Origin of the sequence: Thermus sediminis, from assembly GCF_003426945.1 — a bacterium.
GTDB classification, from domain to species: Bacteria; Deinococcota; Deinococci; order Deinococcales; family Thermaceae; genus Thermus; species Thermus sediminis.
Map to the genome: position 1 here is coordinate 1 of NZ_QURO01000001.1, position 20,308 is coordinate 20,308.

Annotated in this window: 23 protein-coding genes and 1 pseudogene; 12 read left to right on the top strand and 12 right to left on the bottom strand. The window is 66.3% G+C overall.

The annotated features are described in order from the left end of the window. Positions 1-327 precede the first annotated feature (327 nt). Entirely contained in the window at positions 328-1,539 is a 1,212-nt protein-coding gene (locus ATI37_RS11730) for a hypothetical protein (protein WP_232822379.1), read from the top strand. A 340-nt stretch (positions 1,540-1,879) separates the two neighbouring features. Here the strand turns inward: ATI37_RS11730 and ATI37_RS00010 are convergent, their stop codons facing one another. Genes ATI37_RS00010 through ATI37_RS00035 form a run of 6 tightly spaced genes read right to left on the bottom strand, consistent with a single transcriptional unit; the run spans position 1,880 to position 4,902 of the window. Continuing rightward, a complete protein-coding gene (locus tag ATI37_RS00010) occupies positions 1,880-2,464 on the bottom strand; it encodes a protoglobin domain-containing protein (protein ID WP_117236578.1) in 585 nt (194 codons plus the stop codon). Positions 2,465-2,474: 10 nt separating this feature from the next. Then, entirely contained in the window at positions 2,475-2,714 is a 240-nt protein-coding gene (locus ATI37_RS00015; protein ID WP_117236579.1) for a PAS domain-containing protein, read from the bottom strand. Next, a complete protein-coding gene (locus ATI37_RS00020; protein WP_117236585.1) occupies positions 2,714-3,295 on the bottom strand; it encodes a protoglobin domain-containing protein in 582 nt (193 codons plus the stop codon). The genes ATI37_RS00015 and ATI37_RS00020 overlap by 1 nt, the downstream gene beginning before the upstream one ends. Further along, complete coding sequence (locus tag ATI37_RS12300; RefSeq protein WP_269801856.1) at positions 3,292-3,669, bottom strand: roadblock/LC7 domain-containing protein; 378 nt, start codon at positions 3,667-3,669, stop codon at positions 3,292-3,294. The genes ATI37_RS00020 and ATI37_RS12300 overlap by 4 nt, the downstream gene beginning before the upstream one ends. Before the next feature lie 52 nt (positions 3,670-3,721). Then, on the bottom strand, positions 3,722-4,249 hold the full coding sequence (locus ATI37_RS00030; protein WP_117236580.1) for a GTP-binding protein: 528 nt from the start codon (positions 4,247-4,249) through the stop codon (positions 3,722-3,724). After that, positions 4,246-4,902 carry a DUF4388 domain-containing protein gene (locus tag ATI37_RS00035; protein WP_117236581.1) on the bottom strand — a complete coding sequence of 219 codons (657 nt, stop codon included), beginning with the start codon at positions 4,900-4,902 and terminating at the stop codon, positions 4,246-4,248. Before ATI37_RS00035 ends, ATI37_RS00030 begins: the two co-directional genes overlap by 4 nt. A 246-nt stretch (positions 4,903-5,148) precedes the next feature. Here ATI37_RS00035 and ATI37_RS00040 point away from each other — a divergent pair, with 246 nt between their 5' ends. The 6 genes from ATI37_RS00040 (at position 5,149) to ATI37_RS11740 (ending at position 11,697) form a co-directional block, all read left to right on the top strand. Beyond that, complete coding sequence (locus tag ATI37_RS00040) at positions 5,149-5,331, top strand: hypothetical protein (protein ID WP_157969055.1); 183 nt, start codon at positions 5,149-5,151, stop codon at positions 5,329-5,331. A gap of 236 nt (positions 5,332-5,567) precedes the next feature. Next, a complete protein-coding gene (locus ATI37_RS11595) occupies positions 5,568-6,818 on the top strand; it encodes a hypothetical protein (RefSeq protein ID WP_198665465.1) in 1,251 nt (416 codons plus the stop codon). A 15-nt stretch (positions 6,819-6,833) separates the two neighbouring features. Then, positions 6,834-8,060, top strand: a complete 1,227-nt coding sequence (locus ATI37_RS11600) for a beta propeller repeat protein (RefSeq protein WP_198665466.1) — start codon at positions 6,834-6,836, stop codon at positions 8,058-8,060. Between the two features lie 999 nt (positions 8,061-9,059). Continuing rightward, positions 9,060-9,632, top strand: coding sequence for a hypothetical protein (locus ATI37_RS00050; RefSeq protein ID WP_117236583.1), 573 nt, complete (start codon positions 9,060-9,062; stop codon positions 9,630-9,632). Beyond that, entirely contained in the window at positions 9,632-10,276 is a 645-nt protein-coding gene (locus ATI37_RS00055) for a MerR family transcriptional regulator (RefSeq protein WP_117236584.1), read from the top strand. The genes ATI37_RS00050 and ATI37_RS00055 overlap by 1 nt, the downstream gene beginning before the upstream one ends. Positions 10,277-10,485: 209 nt before the next feature. Further along, a complete protein-coding gene (locus ATI37_RS11740; protein ID WP_232822379.1) occupies positions 10,486-11,697 on the top strand; it encodes a hypothetical protein in 1,212 nt (403 codons plus the stop codon). Between the two features lie 342 nt (positions 11,698-12,039). Here ATI37_RS11740 and ATI37_RS00065 read toward each other — a convergent pair whose 3' ends face one another. The 6 genes and pseudogenes from ATI37_RS00065 to ATI37_RS00090 form a co-directional block, all read right to left on the bottom strand. After that, positions 12,040-12,624: a protoglobin domain-containing protein gene (locus ATI37_RS00065; RefSeq protein WP_117236578.1), complete on the bottom strand. Its 585-nt coding sequence runs from the start codon at positions 12,622-12,624 to the stop codon at positions 12,040-12,042. A 10-nt stretch (positions 12,625-12,634) separates the two neighbouring features. Continuing rightward, positions 12,635-12,874, bottom strand: a complete 240-nt coding sequence (locus tag ATI37_RS00070; protein ID WP_117236579.1) for a PAS domain-containing protein — start codon at positions 12,872-12,874, stop codon at positions 12,635-12,637. Continuing rightward, entirely contained in the window at positions 12,874-13,455 is a 582-nt protein-coding gene (locus ATI37_RS00075) for a protoglobin domain-containing protein (RefSeq protein ID WP_117236585.1), read from the bottom strand. Before ATI37_RS00075 ends, ATI37_RS00070 begins: the two co-directional genes overlap by 1 nt. 10 nt (positions 13,456-13,465) lie before the next feature. After that, a pseudogene (locus tag ATI37_RS12615) lies at positions 13,466-13,830 on the bottom strand (roadblock/LC7 domain-containing protein). Between the two features lie 52 nt (positions 13,831-13,882). Continuing rightward, complete coding sequence (locus ATI37_RS00085) at positions 13,883-14,410, bottom strand: GTP-binding protein (protein WP_117236580.1); 528 nt, start codon at positions 14,408-14,410, stop codon at positions 13,883-13,885. After that, a complete protein-coding gene (locus ATI37_RS00090) occupies positions 14,407-15,063 on the bottom strand; it encodes a DUF4388 domain-containing protein (RefSeq protein ID WP_117236581.1) in 657 nt (218 codons plus the stop codon). The genes ATI37_RS00085 and ATI37_RS00090 overlap by 4 nt, the downstream gene beginning before the upstream one ends. Before the next feature lie 246 nt (positions 15,064-15,309). On the opposite strand from ATI37_RS00090, the gene ATI37_RS00095 reads away from it, so the two are divergent. The 5 genes from ATI37_RS00095 to ATI37_RS00110 form a co-directional block, all read left to right on the top strand. After that, positions 15,310-15,492, top strand: coding sequence for a hypothetical protein (locus ATI37_RS00095; protein ID WP_157969055.1), 183 nt, complete (start codon positions 15,310-15,312; stop codon positions 15,490-15,492). Positions 15,493-15,729: 237 nt separating this feature from the next. Next, positions 15,730-16,998 carry a hypothetical protein gene (locus tag ATI37_RS00100; protein WP_117236586.1) on the top strand — a complete coding sequence of 423 codons (1,269 nt, stop codon included), beginning with the start codon at positions 15,730-15,732 and terminating at the stop codon, positions 16,996-16,998. Then, on the top strand, positions 16,995-18,221 hold the full coding sequence (locus tag ATI37_RS00105) for a beta propeller repeat protein (RefSeq protein WP_198665466.1): 1,227 nt from the start codon (positions 16,995-16,997) through the stop codon (positions 18,219-18,221). The genes ATI37_RS00100 and ATI37_RS00105 overlap by 4 nt, the downstream gene beginning before the upstream one ends. A 1,320-nt stretch (positions 18,222-19,541) precedes the next feature. After that, on the top strand, positions 19,542-19,700 hold the full coding sequence (locus ATI37_RS11520) for a hypothetical protein (protein ID WP_157969057.1): 159 nt from the start codon (positions 19,542-19,544) through the stop codon (positions 19,698-19,700). Between the two features lie 234 nt (positions 19,701-19,934). After that, positions 19,935-20,308 (top strand): hypothetical protein (locus ATI37_RS00110; protein WP_157969058.1); only part of this gene is annotated, 374 nt, incomplete at its 3' end.

Sequence of the window (20,308 nt, forward strand, 5' to 3'; positions counted from 1 at the left end):
GGTGGTGGCGTTGGGCGTATTCCTGCCCATGCTCCCCTTCTCCCTTCCGGCGTCCCTGGTGGCCACCGTGGGCCTCCTGGCGGTTGGGGTGTACATCGGTTGGCACTTGGGCCGGTAGTGGCCACCGCATGCCCTTGGTGTCCACCGTGGGGTCCGGTCCGGTGGCCACCGAGGACCACCGACCTCCCCCCGAGGATCACCCGCCTTGGAAGGGGGTAGAATACGCCCTATGAAAATTCGCCCCCCGGGCGGGTAGGATGACCCGAGGAGCCTCAGTTTCCCAGCCTGAGGCCTCCATCCTACCCGGCAGGGGCGGGAGGAGGCAAGATGCGGAACCACAAAGACCTTAAGAACAGGCTCCAGGACAACCAGGCCCCGGCCTTCGCGGACCCCGCTCTGGAGATTCTCTACCGTTCGTGGCTTCGGAATCGGGACCGCGCCCCCGATATGGTCCGTGCGCTGGTGGAGGCCTACGCCCGCACCCACGGCCTCTCGGTGGCGGACCTCCTCCGCCGCTTCGCGGAGGCGGAGGCCAGGGAGGCTCCCCAGGCCCTGGCCTCCCTGCGCCCCACCCGGGAGGAGATCCTGGCCCGCCCGCCCACGCCGGAGCGGGTGGAAACCCCCCTGGAAGTGGCGGACCACTTCATGGCCCTGGGGGAGCAGAGGGGGACCCTGCCTCCCCTCACGAAAGCGGAGATGCGGGTGTACCGCTTCCTCCTGGCCCTGGGTCTGGAGCGGCTGGCCCGGACCCTGGGGCCTGGACGGCCCGTTCCCCAGAACCTAAGCCAGGTGGTGGTCTTCGTGCCCAACGATGCCCTGAGGGTGGTGCTGGGGCTTCCCAGCTCCACCTTCTACCTGGTCATCGGGAGGCTGAAGGAAAAGGGTCTCATCGTTGGACGCCCCTGGCGGGTGCGGGCCACCCTGCGGGTCAAGGGGGCCTACCGTTCCGGGGTCTACGCCGCGGGGGTGGTGTACGCGGTCCGGATGCCCCACCGGTCTAGGAGGCCGCGGCTGGAGCGGGAGGACTTTGACCACCCGTGGCGGGACCTGGAGGGGGATGTGGCCCAGGGGAGGACGGCGTGGAAGCTGATGGGGAGCGTTGGAGAGTCATATAGATCTCCCCTAAAGGGAGATACTGAGGCCCTAGGTATTTTGCTGGACTTCTCGTTATCCCCGGGTGAGCGAACAAGAAGCCCGTTAGCTATAGACTCTCCCACCGCCCTCCTCCGGGCCAAGGGGGGCCGCCGGCAGCGGGTGGAGGCCCTGGCCCGGGCCCTCGCCGAGGAGTTCCGGGACCCCGGGAGCGTGCGCTTCTACGCCCACCTCTTCTGGGGCGCCCTCCGCCTGGAGGACTACGGCCTTCAGGAGGGCGCCCTCCGGGTCGTGGAGTGGGCCATAGGCCGGGTCCGGGAGGCGGTGGCCACCACGGGCCTCTCCCGCCGCAGGATCCTCCGCCCGGGCGCCCTCCTGGCCAGCCTCCTCAAACGGGAAGGCCTCCTGGACCAGATACGGCAGGCCCCCCAGTGGCGGGTGGCTTGAACCAGGCCCCCTCTTCCCGGGGCTTCCAGGGGCCTTACAGGCGGTTCTAGGGGGTTCTGGGAGGGGGTCAGGACCCTGTCTAGGGGGAGGTGGGGTGGAAGACCGGGAACCCGGGTAAGACGCACGGCCTCCTGGGGACCAGGACCCCGAAGATCACCAGTCCCTGGATCACCGTGGGTCGGACTCTACGGTGGCCACCAAGGCCCTCCCGAGGATTACCAGTCCCCGAAGATCACCAGCCTCCTCGAGGGGAGTCTACGCCGTGGTGGCTATCAAGGTTATCAGGCGGGGGTGGGGAGGTAGGGGTGGGGTAACGCTTGTTAGGAGATGGTGGAGCAGGTCATTCCCCCTCTTCTATGAGCCTTTTTAGGATAGCCTGGGACTCTTGCTGGCCTATACGGTCCATGAGAGCGCCCTCTATGCCCGTTATCTCGTAGAGGGCCTGAGCCCGGAAGGAGTCGTAAGCGTAGGTGATCACCACACCCACGGACGTGTTTAAGCGATGGAAGGCCTCGCTCAAAGGTTCCGCTTCCGGGAGTACGGCTTTAAAGGACTTGTTCTCAACAAAATCCGCCACGAAGGAAAGCATAGAGAGGGTCATGGGGTTTTTGACCCCCCGCACCACGTGGACCAGGCCCACCTTGGCCATCCAGGCGAAGTAAGTTTCGTCCAGGGGTCCCTCCACCGTCCGCTGCCACCACCCTTCCAGGGTCTTCTCCCGGTCAGGCCGCTCCCCTTCGCGGAAGACGGCCTTGGTGGGGGGGTGGGCGAAGAGGGTGTCGTAGAAGGCCTGGACCAGCTCAGGGGTCCAGGAGAGGAGGGTTTCCCTATGCCGGGCGATGACCTCCTCGTCCTCAGGCCGGAAACGGGTCTCCGGCGGCATCTGCTCCAAAGCTTCTCGTACCAATTCCACAAGCTTGGCCATGTTTTCCCTCCTACCCAAAAACCTTACCCCAAAATCTGCGCGATCCTCTGCGCCACCCCCTGGGCCTCCAAAGGGATTTGAGGATCCGCGGATTCTTCCCCAGCACCTCCTCCCTCCCGTAGCCGGTGAGGGCTTCAAAGACTGCGTTCACGTAAAGAATCCTCCCTTCAACGTTCGTCATGAGGACGCTCTCAGCCAGCTGATCCAGGACCGCCTGGAGAAGGTAGGTAGGGAGAAGGGGCTGGACCATTAGCCCTCTTTCCTCAGCGCCTCTAATAGGGCCCGGGCTTCCTCCGCGGTGAGGCGTTCCAGGAGAGCGGGTTCCATCCCCGCCACGTTGTAGAGGGCCATGGCCTGGTGACGGTCGTAGCCGTGGGTGATCACCGCACCCACGGTCATGCTTAGACGGTAGAAAGCCTCGCTCAAGGGATCGGCATCCGAGAGCTTGGCTTCATGAGCTTTGCGCTCCACAAACCTCGCTACAAACGAAGTCATGGCCAGCATCATGGGATTCTCTACCTGCCGCACCACGTGGACCAGGCCCACCTTGGCCATCCAGGCGAAGTAAGTTTCGTCCAGGGGTCCCTCCACCGTCCGCTGCCACCACCCTTCCAGGGTCTTCTCCCGGTCAGGCCGCTCCCCTTCGCGGAAGACGGCCTTGGTGGGGGGGTGGGCGAAGAGGGTGTCGTAGAAGGCCTGGACCAGCTCAGGGGTCCAGGAGAGGAGGGTTTCCCTATGCCGGGCGATGACCTCCTCGTCCTCAGGCCGGAAACGGGTCTCCGGCGGCATCTGCTCCAAAGCTTCCCCTGCGATCTCCAGGATCTTGCTCATGGTTTTCCTCCTATCCCAAAATCTGCGCGATCCTCTGCGCCACCCCCGGGCCTCCAAGTGGATGAGGCCCAGGTTGGCCCCCGCAGGGGCGGCCACCGCCAGCACCCCTTGTCCCCGGCGCTGTAGACCACCAGGTAGCCGCTCCCTCCCCGGACCACCACCTCCTCCAGCCCCCCCAGAGCCGAGTTCTGGGCAATGCGCTTGCCCAAGCCTAGGGCCGTGGCCGCCATGGCCGCCGCCCGAGCCCCCTCGGCCTCGGGGAGGTCGCTAGCCAGGGAGAGGCCGTCCGTAGAGGCCACCATAACCCCGGTGATCTCGGGGACCGCCTGCCGAAGTTGCCGTATCACCTCTTGGAGCTCCTCTTGTCGGCCCATCCTTACCCTCCTATGCGTCGCCCACGGACCCAAAGGTCCGATAGAGCCCAGTTCACCAAACCCCCTGCCACTGCTCCCCCGTGACCAGCTCCAGCATGCGGATGAGGGCCAGAGTGGAGCTGGTGGGGCTCGTGGCGTTCATCCCTACCACCTGCTCCTGGGGAAGGCCGAAGTAGTCCGCCACATCCTCCGGGGTCCACACCCTGGGCAGGTCCTGCCGGGTTACCCCCACCACGAAGGGCACCGGGTGGCGGGAGGTGAGGTATTCCAGGATGTGGCGGGCCTTGGGGAAGTCCCGGGGGCTGTCCCCCGCCACCAGGAGGACCAGGCCCAGGGCTCCCTCCACGAGAACGTCCCACATGAAGTCAAACCTCTCCTGTCCCGGGGTGCCGAAGAGGTGGATGGGAACCCCGTCCAGTGTGAGGAGGCCGAAGTCCAGGGCCACCGTGGTCTTCTCCTTGCCGATGTCCTCGCTGGCGAGCTCGTCCGTCTCCACCACGGGGATCTCGGAGAGGGAACGGATAAAGGTGGTCTTGCCCGCCCCCACAGGGCCAGAGACCACCAGCTTCAGGGGCCTCACCTTCCTCCTCCCCTTCCTCCTCCTCCCCTTCCTCTAAGGGCCGCCAGGAGCCTGCGGAAGAGGCCCCGCTTCTCCTCGTTCTTGCGGGTTTCCTCGTAGGCCCTGACCGGGACCACCTTGCCCGCCAGGCGGAGCTTGTACAGGTAGTAGCGGACCTCGTCCAGGGGAAGCCGGAGCCGGGCGGCAAGGTCCTCGGCGGAGGCCCCCCCTTGGAGAAGGGGCTTGGCCCGCTCCCAGAAGGACCACAGGGGCTCCTCCAACCAGACCTCCAGGGCGGCGGCCTGGAAGCGGGTCTTGGGGTCGGGAAGGAAGGATTGGTGGCTTTGGATCTCGTCCACCACAGTGGTCATGGTGAGGAGGAGGCGCTCCAAGGGCCAGCCCAGAGCCGCTTCCCCTGCAGGGGGAATCCCAGGGGTGAACTCAAAGGCTCCCTCCTGGAGGCGTAGGAGCTCCTGGAGGGCGGAGCGGGCCTCCAAAGGTTCTAGGAGCCGGTTCCCCTCCCGTACCCAGACCACCTTCCCCCCATCTAGGGCGACGGCGTACCCTTGCCGTTTGCCCGGTAGGCCAAAGACCTCCAAGACACCGCTCCGACGGCCCAGCATGGCCACCAGGTCGGGGAAGGGCATATCCCTTAGGTTTCCAAAAATTGCCATATATCCCTCTGAGTCGCCCAAACCTGATACCGGCCCGAAAGGAGCCGGAGAGGGGCATATAGGCGACTGAACGGGTAATGCCCTTTCCCCCGCGCTTCCATACCCAAGCCCATGGTACCCCTTAGTATAGCCGTAGCATAGCCGTGCTCCGGCTGCTGCCGTATCCAGCGCTTCCTGGCCTGGAAGGGCCTGGACTCAGAAGCCTACGCCCGCCTCGTCTTGGCCCTCCTTCAATCCCAGCGCCTCTTGCTGCTCCTGGACCGGACGGAGTGGGAAGTGGGCGGGACCCCGATCAACCTCCCGGTCTTGAGCTTTCCCCTCAACGGCAACTCCAACACCAAGGAGCGCATCGCCTTCCTGGAGAGGCTCATGGCCCTCCTGGAGGTCCACTTCCCCCACCTTCCCGTGGCCGGGCTTTCGGCCGACTAGGAGTTCGTGGGGGACCGGGGGTTCACCTGAAGGCCCAGCCTTCCCTTTCTCGGGCCTTCTAGGGGCCTTACAGGCGGTTCTAGGGGGTTCTGGGAGGGGGTGGGGTTCACCTCCAGGGCCTAGGCGGCCCGGGGGACCTCTGGGGGAATCTCCCGCCCGGGCAGGAGGAGGCGGAGGGGCCTCCCCCGCCTGAGGCTTCCAGGTTCCGCTTAGAATTGCCGTCAAGGAGGCGGACTATGAAGGGCGCGTTTAGGCTTCTGGCTCTCTCCTTGGGGCTGGTCCTTCTCTTCTCCATGTGCGGAGGACAGGCCCAGTCGGACTTCACCCTTTCTCTCAACCCCACAAGCCTCACCATTCGGCAGGGGGAAAGCGGGCGGACCGCCCTCACCCTTACCCCGCAGGGGGGCTTCACGGGAACGGTGAGCTTGAGCTTAGTGGACGGGAACGGGAACCCGGTTCCTGTGGTCACACTTTCCCCCACCACGGTGAGCGTGACCGGTCCCAACCCTGTGACCCAGACCCTCACCGTCAATGTGGCCAGCGGCGCGCCAAGGGGGAGCTACAGCCTCCAGGTCCGGGCCACCTCAGGGAATCTCACCAGGACAGCGAGCCTGAGCCTCACGGTAGCCGCCGCGGGCGGCACTACTTGGACGGTGCGGCGCTCGGGGACGGACAAGGACCTTTGGGGCGTCACCTACGGGAATGACCTCTTTGTGGCGGTGGGGAGATCGTCGGAGGAGGTGGATGGCATCATCCTCACCTCCCCGGACGGGGTGAGGTGGACGCAGCGGTACTTGGGGAGGACGCCCCTCCTTGACATCACCTACGGGGCCGGCCTCTTTGTGGCGGTGGGGTGGAAGGGCATCATCCTCACCTCCCCGGACGGGGTGAACTGGACGAGGACGAGGAAGGTCTCGAGGACAGACGACCTCCTTTGGGGCGTCACCTACAGGAATGGCCTCTTTGTGGCGGTGGGGGGATCGCTGGAGGAGAAGGCCATCATCCTCACTTCCCGGGACGGGGTGAACTGGACGAGGCAGGACCCGGGGTCCAAGGTTATACTCTCTAGCGTCACCCACGGGTCCGGTCTCTTTGTGGCGGTGGGGGATGGGGGCACCATCCTCACGTCCCCGGACGGGGTGAACTGGACGAGGCAGTCCTCAGGGACGGACAGGCACCTTGGGGGCGTCACCTACGGCTCTGGCCTCTTCGTGGCGGTGGGGGATGGGGGCACCATCCTCACGTCCCCGGACGGGGTGAACTGGATGCGGCAGAACTCGGGGACGGTTTGGAGTCTCCCTGGCGTCATCTACGGGAATGGCCTCTTTGTGGTGGTGGGGGTTAGGGGCATCATCCTCACCTCCCCGGATGGGGTGAACTGGACGAGGCGGGATTCGGGGACGGATAAGCCCCTCTGGAAGGTCACCTACGGAAACGGCACCTTTGTAGCGGTGGGCAAGGAGGGCACCATCCTTACCTCCCCCTGAGAGGAGGGGCGGACTATGAAGGGCGCATTTAGGCTTCTGGCTCTCTCCTTGGGGCTGGCCCTTCTCTTCTCCACGTGCGGAGGACAGGCCCAGTCGGACTTCACCCTTTCTCTCAACCCCGCGAGCCTCACCATTCGGCAGGGGGAAAGCGGGCGGACCACCCTCACCCTCACCCCGCAGGGGGGCTTTACGGGGCAGGTGAGCCTCTCCCTGGTGGACGGGAACGGGAACCCGGTTCCATTGGTCACCCTCTCCCCCACCACGGTGAGCGTGACCGGCCCCAACCCTGTGACCCAGACCCTCACCGTCAATGTGGCCAGCGGCGCGCCAAGGGGGAGCTACAGCCTCCAGGTCCGGGCCACCTCAGGGAATCTCACCAGGACAGCGAGCCTGAGCCTCACGGTAGCCGCCGCGGGCGGCACTACTTGGACGGTGCGGCGCTCGGGGACGGACACGTACCTCGTGGGCGTCACCTACGGGAATGGCCTCTTTGTGGCCGTGGGGTGGGATGGCATCATCCTCACCTCCCCAGACGGGGTGAACTGGACGCAGCAGTCCTCGGGGACGGATACGCCCCTCTCTGGCGTCACCTACGGGAATGGCCTCTTTGTGGCGGTGGGGTGGAAGGGCATCATCCTCACCTCCCCGGACGGGGTGAACTGGACGAGGACGAGGAAGGTCTCGAGGACAGACGACCTCCTTTGGGGCGTCACCTACGGGAATGGCCTCTTTGTGGCGGTGGGGTGGGATGGCATCATCCTCACTTCCCGGGACGGGGTGAACTGGACAGAGCAGGACTCGGGGACGGAAAGGTACCTTGAGGGCGTCATCTACGGAAACGGTCTCTTCGTGACCGTGGGCCACGGGGGCACCATCCTCACCTCCCCGGATGGCAAGAACTGGACGAGGCGGGATTCGGGGACGGAAAAGGTCCTTAAGAGGGTCACCTACGGGAATGGCCTCTTTGTGGCGGTGGGGTGGGATGGCATCATCCTCACCTCCCCAGACGGGGTGGACTGGACAGAGCAGGACTCGGGGACAGACAACCGGCTTTTGGGCATCACCCACGGGAATGGCCTCTTTGTGGCCGTGGGGTGGGATGGCATCATCCTCACCTCCCCGGACGGGGTGAACTGGACAGAGCAGGACTCGGGGACAGACAACTGGCTTTTGGGCATCACCCACGGGAATGGCCTCTTTGTGGCCGTGGGGTGGGATGGCACCATCCTTACCTCCCCCTGAGAGGAGGGGTTCTGGGGTATGGGGCCGCCCTGAAGGTGGCCCCTTAGCCCTTGCCCTCCTGGGGAGCGCCCCCACCCTCACGGACCACTTCCCGCCAGACGCCCGGGGTGCGGGAGGCCCTAAGGCCTAGCGCATACCTTTCCACCCCCTGAAGGAGGCCTCCACCCGGCCTCCTCTTGCGGGGTTTATGCGGGGATCCCCGGGCATCTCTGGCAACTCTATGCACCCAAACCCCCCTCAGGAACGCCGTCCTATGCGCGAAGGCAAACTTTCGCGAAGACCGAACCGCGGTGGCCACCAGAGCCCCCCGAGATCCCCGGGGGTCGGGCCTCGAGGATCCCCGGGGGTTGGACCCCATGGTGGCCACTACCGAAGGCGGCCCCCTCCCCGCCTCCCTCTAGCTGGCGGGGATCCCCGGGGATCACCGGGCCATGAGGTAGAGCCTGTGGGGGGAGGACCAGACCAGAGCGGACGAGGAGGCGAGCGCAGCGAGCCCCGGAGGCCGAGGGGGGTTTGGGGGGCACCCCCTCAAGGGGGTCCACCCGTCTGGGTTCGGACCACGGTGGCCACGATGTCGGGTTCGCAGACCGGATCCCGTCGCGACGCACCCCACTAGCTGGGCACACATAAAAGCGGGCCGTAAGCGTCGCGGGGTTTTTCGCGGGGGGGCAGGGGGGTGAGGGCCGCCCAGAATGGCCTATAATCGTGGATGGTGTGGAAGAAGGTCGTGGCGTCGCTTACGAGGGCGGCCCGAGGGGGGCGGAGCCCCCTAGAGTCGGGGGCGAAGCGTAGCGAAGCCCCCGACTCTAGGGGGCTCCAGAGGATTTCTCCCTCCCCCCCTCCCCCCCTGCCCCCCCGGACCGAACGTTCAAGGGGGGTGCAGGGGGGCGTCAGTCCCCCCTGCCTGCAAACCGGCGCCGGGCGTGGAAGGGGGCCCCGTCAGGGGCCGTGGAGGGGTCCATGGGATTCTCGTGGATGCCGCATTTAGCCGCGGATGGCGTGGAGCCCCTGTGGCTGGCCCGGGAGTACGGCTATCGGGGAAAGGCCCGCTGGACCTGGCTTCACCCGTCGGCCCGGTCCGAGCGGAAAGTTCAGGTTTGGTGGGTGCCCTGGAGTGAGGACGCTTCCACCTGGCTTCCCCACAATCTCCGCCACGCCCTCATCACCGCGGTGGCCAGGAGGGTCCTCGAGGCTCCCCCCGAAGGGTGGGACTCCCTCGCCGTCTGGGAGTCTCGGCGCACCCCTCGAGGTCGGCGCTGGGCCCGGGAGAACCGGGACTACATCCGCTGGGTTCGTGAGCGGGGCGGGGCCAGGCCCGATGCCGAGTGGTGGCGGGGAGGCTCCTCCCCCTGGGCGGTGGAGGTGGACACCGGGAGGTGGGACCCCGTGCTCCTGGCCTCGAGGGCCCGGGCCTGGACCGGGCTCTACGAGGGCCAGGCCTGGGTGGTCCTTTCCCCCCACCGGGCTTCTCTGCTCCTGCCCCACCTGACCAAAGCGGCTGGCCACAAGCCCCTCACCCTGCTCCTCCTTCAGAGGTGGTGGGAGGGGCCGGAATACCAGGAGGTGTTGTGATGGAGGCGAGGTACCTCACTTCGGCGGATGTAGCTAGGCGTCTTGGGGTGGAAGGGGGCACGGTCAGGCACTATGCGGAGGTTCTCCGTGAGCTTGGCTTCCCCATGCCTCGGGAGGAAGAAACGGGCGCCTATTTGTGGTCCCCTGAGCTTTTGGAGGTGGCCCGCGTGGCCTACGCCATGGCGAAGGCGACTAGAGGTCTGAGCTTCAGGGAGGCCGTGGAGCTCATCCTCTACGCCGGTGGGGCGGCCCAGCATGCCCGGCAGGGGCGGTCTATTCTGACCCTCCTGCACCGGGCGCTGCAACTGCCGGGGCATCTGGGGGATGCCGTGGAGGAGATTCGGGGCGCCGTGGAGGACCTCCGTTTGGTGGGGGATGACATGCGGCGGGACTTCATGGAGATGGTCCGGGGGTACCGGGCTGAGCTGGCCCGGTCGGTGGCTGAAGCCCAGGAGGTGGCCCGTGAGGCCAGGGACCTCCTCCGGGAGGCTTCCTCTGGGGGTTGGGTAGGGCCGGCGGCGCTCCTGGTGGTGGCGTTGGGCGTATTCCTGCCCATGCTCCCCTTCTCCCTTCCGGCGTCCCTGGTGGCCACCGTGGGCCTCCTGGCGGTTGGGGTGTACATCGGTTGGCACTTGGGCCGGTAGTGGCCACCGCATGCCCTTGGTGTCCACCGTGGGGTCCGGTCCGGTGGCCACCGAGGACCACCGACCTCCCCCCGAGGATCACCCGCCTTGGAAGGGGGTAGAATACGCCCTATGAAAATTCGCCCCCCGGGCGGGTAGGATGACCCGAGGAGCCTCAGTTTCCCAGCCTGAGGCCTCCATCCTACCCGGCAGGGGCGGGAGGAGGCAAGATGCGGAACCACAAAGACCTTAAGAACAGGCTCCAGGACAACCAGGCCCCGGCCTTCGCGGACCCCGCTCTGGAGATTCTCTACCGTTCGTGGCTTCGGAATCGGGACCGCGCCCCCGATATGGTCCGTGCGCTGGTGGAGGCCTACGCCCGCACCCACGGCCTCTCGGTGGCGGACCTCCTCCGCCGCTTCGCGGAGGCGGAGGCCAGGGAGGCTCCCCAGGCCCTGGCCTCCCTGCGCCCCACCCGGGAGGAGATCCTGGCCCGCCCGCCCACGCCGGAGCGGGTGGAAACCCCCCTGGAAGTGGCGGACCACTTCATGGCCCTGGGGGAGCAGAGGGGGACCCTGCCTCCCCTCACGAAAGCGGAGATGCGGGTGTACCGCTTCCTCCTGGCCCTGGGTCTGGAGCGGCTGGCCCGGACCCTGGGGCCTGGACGGCCCGTTCCCCAGAACCTAAGCCAGGTGGTGGTCTTCGTGCCCAACGATGCCCTGAGGGTGGTGCTGGGGCTTCCCAGCTCCACCTTCTACCTGGTCATCGGGAGGCTGAAGGAAAAGGGTCTCATCGTTGGACGCCCCTGGCGGGTGCGGGCCACCCTGCGGGTCAAGGGGGCCTACCGTTCCGGGGTCTACGCCGCGGGGGTGGTGTACGCGGTCCGGATGCCCCACCGGTCTAGGAGGCCGCGGCTGGAGCGGGAGGACTTTGACCACCCGTGGCGGGACCTGGAGGGGGATGTGGCCCAGGGGAGGACGGCGTGGAAGCTGATGGGGAGCGTTGGAGAGTCATATAGATCTCCCCTAAAGGGAGATACTGAGGCCCTAGGTATTTTGCTGGACTTCTCGTTATCCCCGGGTGAGCGAACAAGAAGCCCGTTAGCTATAGACTCTCCCACCGCCCTCCTCCGGGCCAAGGGGGGCCGCCGGCAGCGGGTGGAGGCCCTGGCCCGGGCCCTCGCCGAGGAGTTCCGGGACCCCGGGAGCGTGCGCTTCTACGCCCACCTCTTCTGGGGCGCCCTCCGCCTGGAGGACTACGGCCTTCAGGAGGGCGCCCTCCGGGTCGTGGAGTGGGCCATAGGCCGGGTCCGGGAGGCGGTGGCCACCACGGGCCTCTCCCGCCGCAGGATCCTCCGCCCGGGCGCCCTCCTGGCCAGCCTCCTCAAACGGGAAGGCCTCCTGGACCAGATACGGCAGGCCCCCCAGTGGCGGGTGGCTTGAACCAGGCCCCCTCTTCCCGGGGCTTCCAGGGGCCTTACAGGCGGTTCTAGGGGGGTTCTGGGAGGGGGTCAGGACCCTGTCTAGGGGGAGGTGGGGTGGAAGACCGGGAACCCGGGTAAGACGCACGGCCTCCTGGGGACCAGGACCCCGAAGATCACCAGTCCCTGGATCACCGTGGGTCGGACTCTACGGTGGCCACCAAGGCCCTCCCGAGGATTACCAGTCCCCGAAGATCACCAGCCTCCTCGAGGGGAGTCTACGCCGTGGTGGCTATCAAGGTTATCAGGCGGGGGTGGGGAGGTAGGGGTGGGGGTAACGCTTGTTAGGAGATGGTGGAGCAGGTCATTCCCCCTCTTCTATGAGCCTTTTTAGGATAGCCTGGGACTCTTGCTGGCCTATACGGTCCATGAGAGCGCCCTCTATGCCCGTTATCTCGTAGAGGGCCTGAGCCCGGAAGGAGTCGTAAGCGTAGGTGATCACCACACCCACGGACGTGTTTAAGCGATGGAAGGCCTCGCTCAAAGGTTCCGCTTCCGGGAGTACGGCTTTAAAGGACTTGTTCTCAACAAAATCCGCCACGAAGGAAAGCATAGAGAGGGTCATGGGGTTTTTGACCCCCCGCACCACGTGGACCAGGCCCACCTTGGCCATCCAGGCGAAGTAAGTTTCGTCCAGGGGTCCCTCCACCGTCCGCTGCCACCACCCTTCCAGGGTCTTCTCCCGGTCAGGCCGCTCCCCTTCGCGGAAGACGGCCTTGGTGGGGGGGTGGGCGAAGAGGGTGTCGTAGAAGGCCTGGACCAGCTCAGGGGTCCAGGAGAGGAGGGTTTCCCTATGCCGGGCGATGACCTCCTCGTCCTCAGGCCGGAAACGGGTCTCCGGCGGCATCTGCTCCAAAGCTTCTCGTACCAATTCCACAAGCTTGGCCATGTTTTCCCTCCTACCCAAAAACCTTACCCCAAAATCTGCGCGATCCTCTGCGCCACCCCCTGGGCCTCCAAAGGGATTTGAGGATCCGCGGATTCTTCCCCAGCACCTCCTCCCTCCCGTAGCCGGTGAGGGCTTCAAAGACTGCGTTCACGTAAAGAATCCTCCCTTCAACGTTCGTCATGAGGACGCTCTCAGCCAGCTGATCCAGGACCGCCTGGAGAAGGTAGGTAGGGAGAAGGGGCTGGACCATTAGCCCTCTTTCCTCAGCGCCTCTAATAGGGCCCGGGCTTCCTCCGCGGTGAGGCGTTCCAGGAGAGCGGGTTCCATCCCCGCCACGTTGTAGAGGGCCATGGCCTGGTGACGGTCGTAGCCGTGGGTGATCACCGCACCCACGGTCATGCTTAGACGGTAGAAAGCCTCGCTCAAGGGATCGGCATCCGAGAGCTTGGCTTCATGAGCTTTGCGCTCCACAAACCTCGCTACAAACGAAGTCATGGCCAGCATCATGGGATTCTCTACCTGCCGCACCACGTGGACCAGGCCCACCTTGGCCATCCAGGCGAAGTAAGTTTCGTCCAGGGGTCCCTCCACCGTCCGCTGCCACCACCCTTCCAGGGTCTTCTCCCGGTCAGGCCGCTCCCCTTCGCGGAAGACGGCCTTGGTGGGGGGGTGGGCGAAGAGGGTGTCGTAGAAGGCCTGGACCAGCTCAGGGGTCCAGGAGAGGAGGGTTTCCCTATGCCGGGCGATGACCTCCTCGTCCTCAGGCCGGAAACGGGTCTCCGGCGGCATCTGCTCCAAAGCTTCCCCTGCGATCTCCAGGATCTTGCTCATGGTTTTCCTCCTATCCCAAAATCTGCGCGATCCTCTGCGCCACCCCCCGGGCCTCCAAGTGGATGAGGCCCAGGTTGGCCCCCGCAGGGGCGGCCACCGCCAGCACCCCCTTGTCCCCGGCGCTGTAGACCACCAGGTAGCCGCTCCCTCCCCGGACCACCACCTCCTCCAGCCCCCCAGAGCCGAGTTCTGGGCAATGCGCTTGCCCAAGCCTAGGGCCGTGGCCGCCATGGCCGCCGCCCGAGCCCCCTCGGCCTCGGGGAGGTCGCTAGCCAGGGAGAGGCCGTCCGTAGAGGCCACCATAACCCCGGTGATCTCGGGGACCGCCTGCCGAAGTTGCCGTATCACCTCTTGGAGCTCCTCTTGTCGGCCCATCCTTACCCTCCTATGCGTCGCCCACGGACCCAAAGGTCCGATAGAGCCCAGTTCACCAAACCCCCTGCCACTGCTCCCCCGTGACCAGCTCCAGCATGCGGATGAGGGCCAGAGTGGAGCTGGTGGGGCTCGTGGCGTTCATCCCTACCACCTGCTCCTGGGGAAGGCCGAAGTAGTCCGCCACATCCTCCGGGGTCCACACCCTGGGCAGGTCCTGCCGGGTTACCCCCACCACGAAGGGCACCGGGTGGCGGGAGGTGAGGTATTCCAGGATGTGGCGGGCCTTGGGGAAGTCCCGGGGGCTGTCCCCCGCCACCAGGAGGACCAGGCCCAGGGCTCCCTCCACGAGAACGTCCCACATGAAGTCAAACCTCTCCTGTCCCGGGGTGCCGAAGAGGTGGATGGGAACCCCGTCCAGTGTGAGGAGGCCGAAGTCCAGGGCCACCGTGGTCTTCTCCTTGCCGATGTCCTCGCTGGCGAGCTCGTCCGTCTCCACCACGGGGATCTCGGAGAGGGAACGGATAAAGGTGGTCTTGCCCGCCCCCACAGGGCCAGAGACCACCAGCTTCAGGGGCCTCACCTTCCTCCTCCCCTTCCTCCTCCTCCCCTTCCTCTAAGGGCCGCCAGGAGCCTGCGGAAGAGGCCCCGCTTCTCCTCGTTCTTGCGGGTTTCCTCGTAGGCCCTGACCGGGACCACCTTGCCCGCCAGGCGGAGCTTGTACAGGTAGTAGCGGACCTCGTCCAGGGGAAGCCGGAGCCGGGCGGCAAGGTCCTCGGCGGAGGCCCCCCCTTGGAGAAGGGGCTTGGCCCGCTCCCAGAAGGACCACAGGGGCTCCTCCAACCAGACCTCCAGGGCGGCGGCCTGGAAGCGGGTCTTGGGGTCGGGAAGGAAGGATTGGTGGCTTTGGATCTCGTCCACCACAGTGGTCATGGTGAGGAGGAGGCGCTCCAAGGGCCAGCCCAGAGCCGCTTCCCCTGCAGGGGGAATCCCAGGGGTGAACTCAAAGGCTCCCTCCTGGAGGCGTAGGAGCTCCTGGAGGGCGGAGCGGGCCTCCAAAGGTTCTAGGAGCCGGTTCCCCTCCCGTACCCAGACCACCTTCCCCCCATCTAGGGCGACGGCGTACCCTTGCCGTTTGCCCGGTAGGCCAAAGACCTCCAAGACACCGCTCCGACGGCCCAGCATGGCCACCAGGTCGGGGAAGGGCATATCCCTTAGGTTTCCAAAAATTGCCATATATCCCTCTGAGTCGCCCAAACCTGATACCGGCCCGAAAGGAGCCGGAGAGGGGCATATAGGCGACTGAACGGGTAATGCCCTTTCCCCCGCGCTTCCATACCCAAGCCCATGGTACCCCTTAGTATAGCCGTAGCATAGCCGTGCTCCGGCTGCTGCCGTATCCAGCGCTTCCTGGCCTGGAAGGGCCTGGACTCAGAAGCCTACGCCCGCCTCGTCTTGGCCCTCCTTCAATCCCAGCGCCTCTTGCTGCTCCTGGACCGGACGGAGTGGGAAGTGGGCGGGACCCCGATCAACCTCCCGGTCTTGAGCTTTCCCCTCAACGGCAACTCCAACACCAAGGAGCGCATCGCCTTCCTGGAGAGGCTCATGGCCCTCCTGGAGGTCCACTTCCCCCACCTTCCCGTGGCCGGGCTTTCGGCCGACTAGGAGTTCGTGGGGGACCGGGGGTTCACCTGAAGGCCCAGCCTTCCCTTTCTCGGGCCTTCTAGGGGCCTTACAGGCGGTTCTAGGGGGGTTCTGGGAGGGGGTGGGGTTCACCTCCAGGGCCTAGGCGGCCCGGGGGACCTCTGGGGGAATCTCCCGCCCGGGCAGGAGGAGGCGGAGGGGCCTCCCCCGCCTGAGGCTTCCAGGTTCCGCTTAGAATTGCCGTCAAGGAGGCGGACTATGAAGGGCGCGTTTAGGCTTCTGGCTCTCTCCTTGGGGCTGGTCCTTCTCTTCTCCATGTGCGGAGGACAGGCCCAGTCGGACTTCACCCTTTCTCTCAACCCCACAAGCCTCACCATTCGGCAGGGGGAAAGCGGGCGGACCGCCCTCACCCTTACCCCGCAGGGGGGCTTCACGGGAACGGTGAGCTTGAGCTTAGTGGACGGGAACGGGAACCCGGTTCCTGTGGTCACACTTTCCCCCACCACGGTGAGCGTGACCGGTCCCAACCCTGTGACCCAGACCCTCACCGTCAATGTGGCCAGCGGCGCGCCAAGGGGGAGCTACAGCCTCCAGGTCCGGGCCACCTCAGGGAATCTCACCAGGACAGCGAGCCTGAGCCTCACGGTAGCCGCCGCGGGCGGCACTACTTGGACGGTGCGGCGCTCGGGGACGGACAAGGACCTTTGGGGCGTCACCTACGGGAATGACCTCTTTGTGGCGGTGGGGAGATCGTCGGAGGAGGTGGATGGCATCATCCTCACCTCCCCGGACGGGGTGAGGTGGACGCAGCGGTACTTGGGGAGGACGCCCCTCCTTGACATCACCTACGGGGCCGGCCTCTTTGTGGCGGTGGGGTGGAAGGGCATCATCCTCACCTCCCCGGACGGGGTGAACTGGACGAGGACGAGGAAGGTCTCGAGGACAGACGACCTCCTTTGGGGCGTCACCTACAGGAATGGCCTCTTTGTGGCGGTGGGGGGATCGCTGGAGGAGAAGGCCATCATCCTCACTTCCCGGGACGGGGTGAACTGGACGAGGCAGGACCCGGGGTCCAAGGTTATACTCTCTAGCGTCACCCACGGGTCCGGTCTCTTTGTGGCGGTGGGGGATGGGGGCACCATCCTCACGTCCCCGGACGGGGTGAACTGGACGAGGCAGTCCTCAGGGACGGACAGGCACCTTGGGGGCGTCACCTACGGCTCTGGCCTCTTCGTGGCGGTGGGGGATGGGGGCACCATCCTCACGTCCCCGGACGGGGTGAACTGGATGCGGCAGAACTCGGGGACGGTTTGGAGTCTCCCTGGCGTCATCTACGGGAATGGCCTCTTTGTGGTGGTGGGGGTTAGGGGCATCATCCTCACCTCCCCGGATGGGGTGAACTGGACGAGGCGGGATTCGGGGACGGATAAGCCCCTCTGGAAGGTCACCTACGGAAACGGCACCTTTGTAGCGGTGGGCAAGGAGGGCACCATCCTTACCTCCCCTGAGAGGAGGGGCGGACTATGAAGGGCGCATTTAGGCTTCTGGCTCTCTCCTTGGGGCTGGCCCTTCTCTTCTCCACGTGCGGAGGACAGGCCCAGTCGGACTTCACCCTTTCTCTCAACCCCGCGAGCCTCACCATTCGGCAGGGGGAAAGCGGGCGGACCACCCTCACCCTCACCCCGCAGGGGGGCTTTACGGGGCAGGTGAGCCTCTCCCTGGTGGACGGGAACGGGAACCCGGTTCCATTGGTCACCCTCTCCCCCACCACGGTGAGCGTGACCGGCCCCAACCCTGTGACCCAGACCCTCACCGTCAATGTGGCCAGCGGCGCGCCAAGGGGGAGCTACAGCCTCCAGGTCCGGGCCACCTCAGGGAATCTCACCAGGACAGCGAGCCTGAGCCTCACGGTAGCCGCCGCGGGCGGCACTACTTGGACGGTGCGGCGCTCGGGGACGGACACGTACCTCGTGGGCGTCACCTACGGGAATGGCCTCTTTGTGGCCGTGGGGTGGGATGGCATCATCCTCACCTCCCCAGACGGGGTGAACTGGACGCAGCAGTCCTCGGGGACGGATACGCCCCTCTCTGGCGTCACCTACGGGAATGGCCTCTTTGTGGCGGTGGGGTGGAAGGGCATCATCCTCACCTCCCCGGACGGGGTGAACTGGACGAGGACGAGGAAGGTCTCGAGGACAGACGACCTCCTTTGGGGCGTCACCTACGGGAATGGCCTCTTTGTGGCGGTGGGGTGGGATGGCATCATCCTCACTTCCCGGGACGGGGTGAACTGGACAGAGCAGGACTCGGGGACGGAAAGGTACCTTGAGGGCGTCATCTACGGAAACGGTCTCTTCGTGACCGTGGGCCACGGGGGCACCATCCTCACCTCCCCGGATGGCAAGAACTGGACGAGGCGGGATTCGGGGACGGAAAAGGTCCTTAAGAGGGTCACCTACGGGAATGGCCTCTTTGTGGCGGTGGGGTGGGATGGCATCATCCTCACCTCCCCAGACGGGGTGGACTGGACAGAGCAGGACTCGGGGACAGACAACCGGCTTTTGGGCATCACCCACGGGAATGGCCTCTTTGTGGCCGTGGGGTGGGATGGCATCATCCTCACCTCCCCGGACGGGGTGAACTGGACAGAGCAGGACTCGGGGACAGACAACTGGCTTTTGGGCATCACCCACGGGAATGGCCTCTTTGTGGCCGTGGGGTGGGATGGCACCATCCTTACCTCCCCCTGAGAGGAGGGGTTCTGGGGTATGGGGCCGCCCTGAAGGTGGCCCCTTAGCCCTTGCCCTCCTGGGGAGCGCCCCACCCTCACGGACCACTTCCCGCCAGACGCCCGGGGTGCGGGAGGCCCTAAGGCCTAGCGCATACCTTTCCACCCCCTGAAGGAGGCCTCCACCCGGCCTCCTCTTGCGGGGTTTATGCGGGGATCCCCGGGCATCTCTGGCAACTCTATGCACCCAAACCCCCCTCAGGAACGCCGTCCTATGCGCGAAGGCAAACTTTCGCGAAGACCGAACCGCGGTGGCCACCAGAGCCCCCCGAGATCCCCGGGGGTCGGGCCTCGAGGATCCCCGGGGGTTGGACCCCATGGTGGCCACTACCGAAGGCGGCCCCTCCCCGCCTCCCTCTAGCTGGCGGGGATCCCCGGGGATCACCGGGCCATGAGGTAGAGCCTGTGGGGGGAGGACCAGACCAGAGCGGACGAGGAGGCGAGCGCAGCGAGCCCCGGAGGCCGAGGGGGGTTTGGGGGGCACCCCCTCAAGGGGGTCCACCCGTCTGGGTTCGGACCACGGTGGCCACGATGTCGGGTTCGCAGACCGGATCCCGTCGCGACGCACCCCACTAGCTGGGCACACATAAAAGCGGGCCGTAAGCGTCGCGGGGTTTTTCGCGGGGGGGCAGGGGGGTGAGGGCCGCCCAGAATGGCCTATAATCGTGGATGGTGTGGAAGAAGGTCGTGCGTCGCTTACGAGGGCGGCCCGAGGGGGGCGGAGCCCCCTAGAGTCGGGGGCGAAGCGTAGCGAAGCCCCCGACTCTAGGGGGCTCCAGAGGATTTCTCCCTCCCCCCCCTCCCCCCCTGCCCCCCGGACCGAACGTTCAAGGGGGTGCAGGGGGGCGTCAGTCCCCCCTGCCTGCAAACCGGGCGCCGGGCGTGGAAGGGGGCCCCGTCAGGGGCCGTGGAGGGGTCCATGGGATTTCTCGTGGATGCCCATTTAGCCGCGGATGGCGTGGAGCCCCTGTGGCTGGCCCGGGAGTACGGCTATCGGGGAAAGGCCCGCTGGACCTGGCTTCACCCGTCGGCCCGGTCCGAGCGGAAAGTTCAGGTTTGGTGGGTGCCTGGAGTGAGGACGCTTCCACCTGGCTTCCCCACAATCTCCGCCACGCCCTCATCACCGCGTGGCCAGGAGGGTCCTCGAGGCCCCCGAAGGGTGGGACTCCCTCGCCGTCTGGGAGTCTCGGCGCACCCCTCGAGGTCGGCGCTGGGCCCGGGAGAACCGGGACTACATCCGCTGGGTTCGTGAGCGGGGCGGGGCCAGGCCCGATGCCGAGTGGTGGCGGGGAGGCTCCTCCCCCTGGGCGGTGGAGGGGACACCGGGAGGTGGGACCCCGTGCTCCTGGCCTCGAGGGCCCGGGCCTGGACCGGGCTCTACGAGGGCCAGGCCTGGTGGTCCTTTCCCCCCACCGGGCTTCTCTGCTCCTGCCCCACCTGACCAAAGCGGCTGGCCACAAGCCCCTCACCCTGCTCCTCCTTCAGAGGTGGTGGGAGGGGCCGGAATACCAGGAGGTGTTGTGATGGAGGCGAGGTACCTCACTTCGGCGGATGTAGCTAGGCGTCTTGGGTGGAAGGGGGCACGGTCAGGCACTATGCGGAGGTTCTCCGTGAGCTTGGCTTCCCCATGCCTCGGGAGGAAGAAACGGGCGCCTATTTGTGGTCCCCTGAGCTTTTGGAGGTGGCCCGCGTGGCCTACGCCATGGCGAAGGCGACTAGAGGTCTGAGCTTCAGGGAGGCCGTGGAGCTCATCCTCTACGCCGGTGGGGCGGCCCAGCATGCCCGGCAGGGGCGGTCTATTCTGACCCTCCTGCACCGGGCGCTGCAACTGCCGGGGCATCTGGGGGATGCCGTGGAGGAGATTCGGGGCGCCGTGGAGGACCTCCGTTTGGTGGGGGATGACATGCGGCGGGACTTCATGGAGATGGTCCGGGGGTACCGGGCTGAGCTGGCCCGGTCGGTGGCTGAAGCCCAGGAGGTGGCCCGTGAGGCCAGGGACCTCCTCCGGGAGGCTTCCTCTGGGGGTTGGGTAGGGCCGGCGGCGCTCCT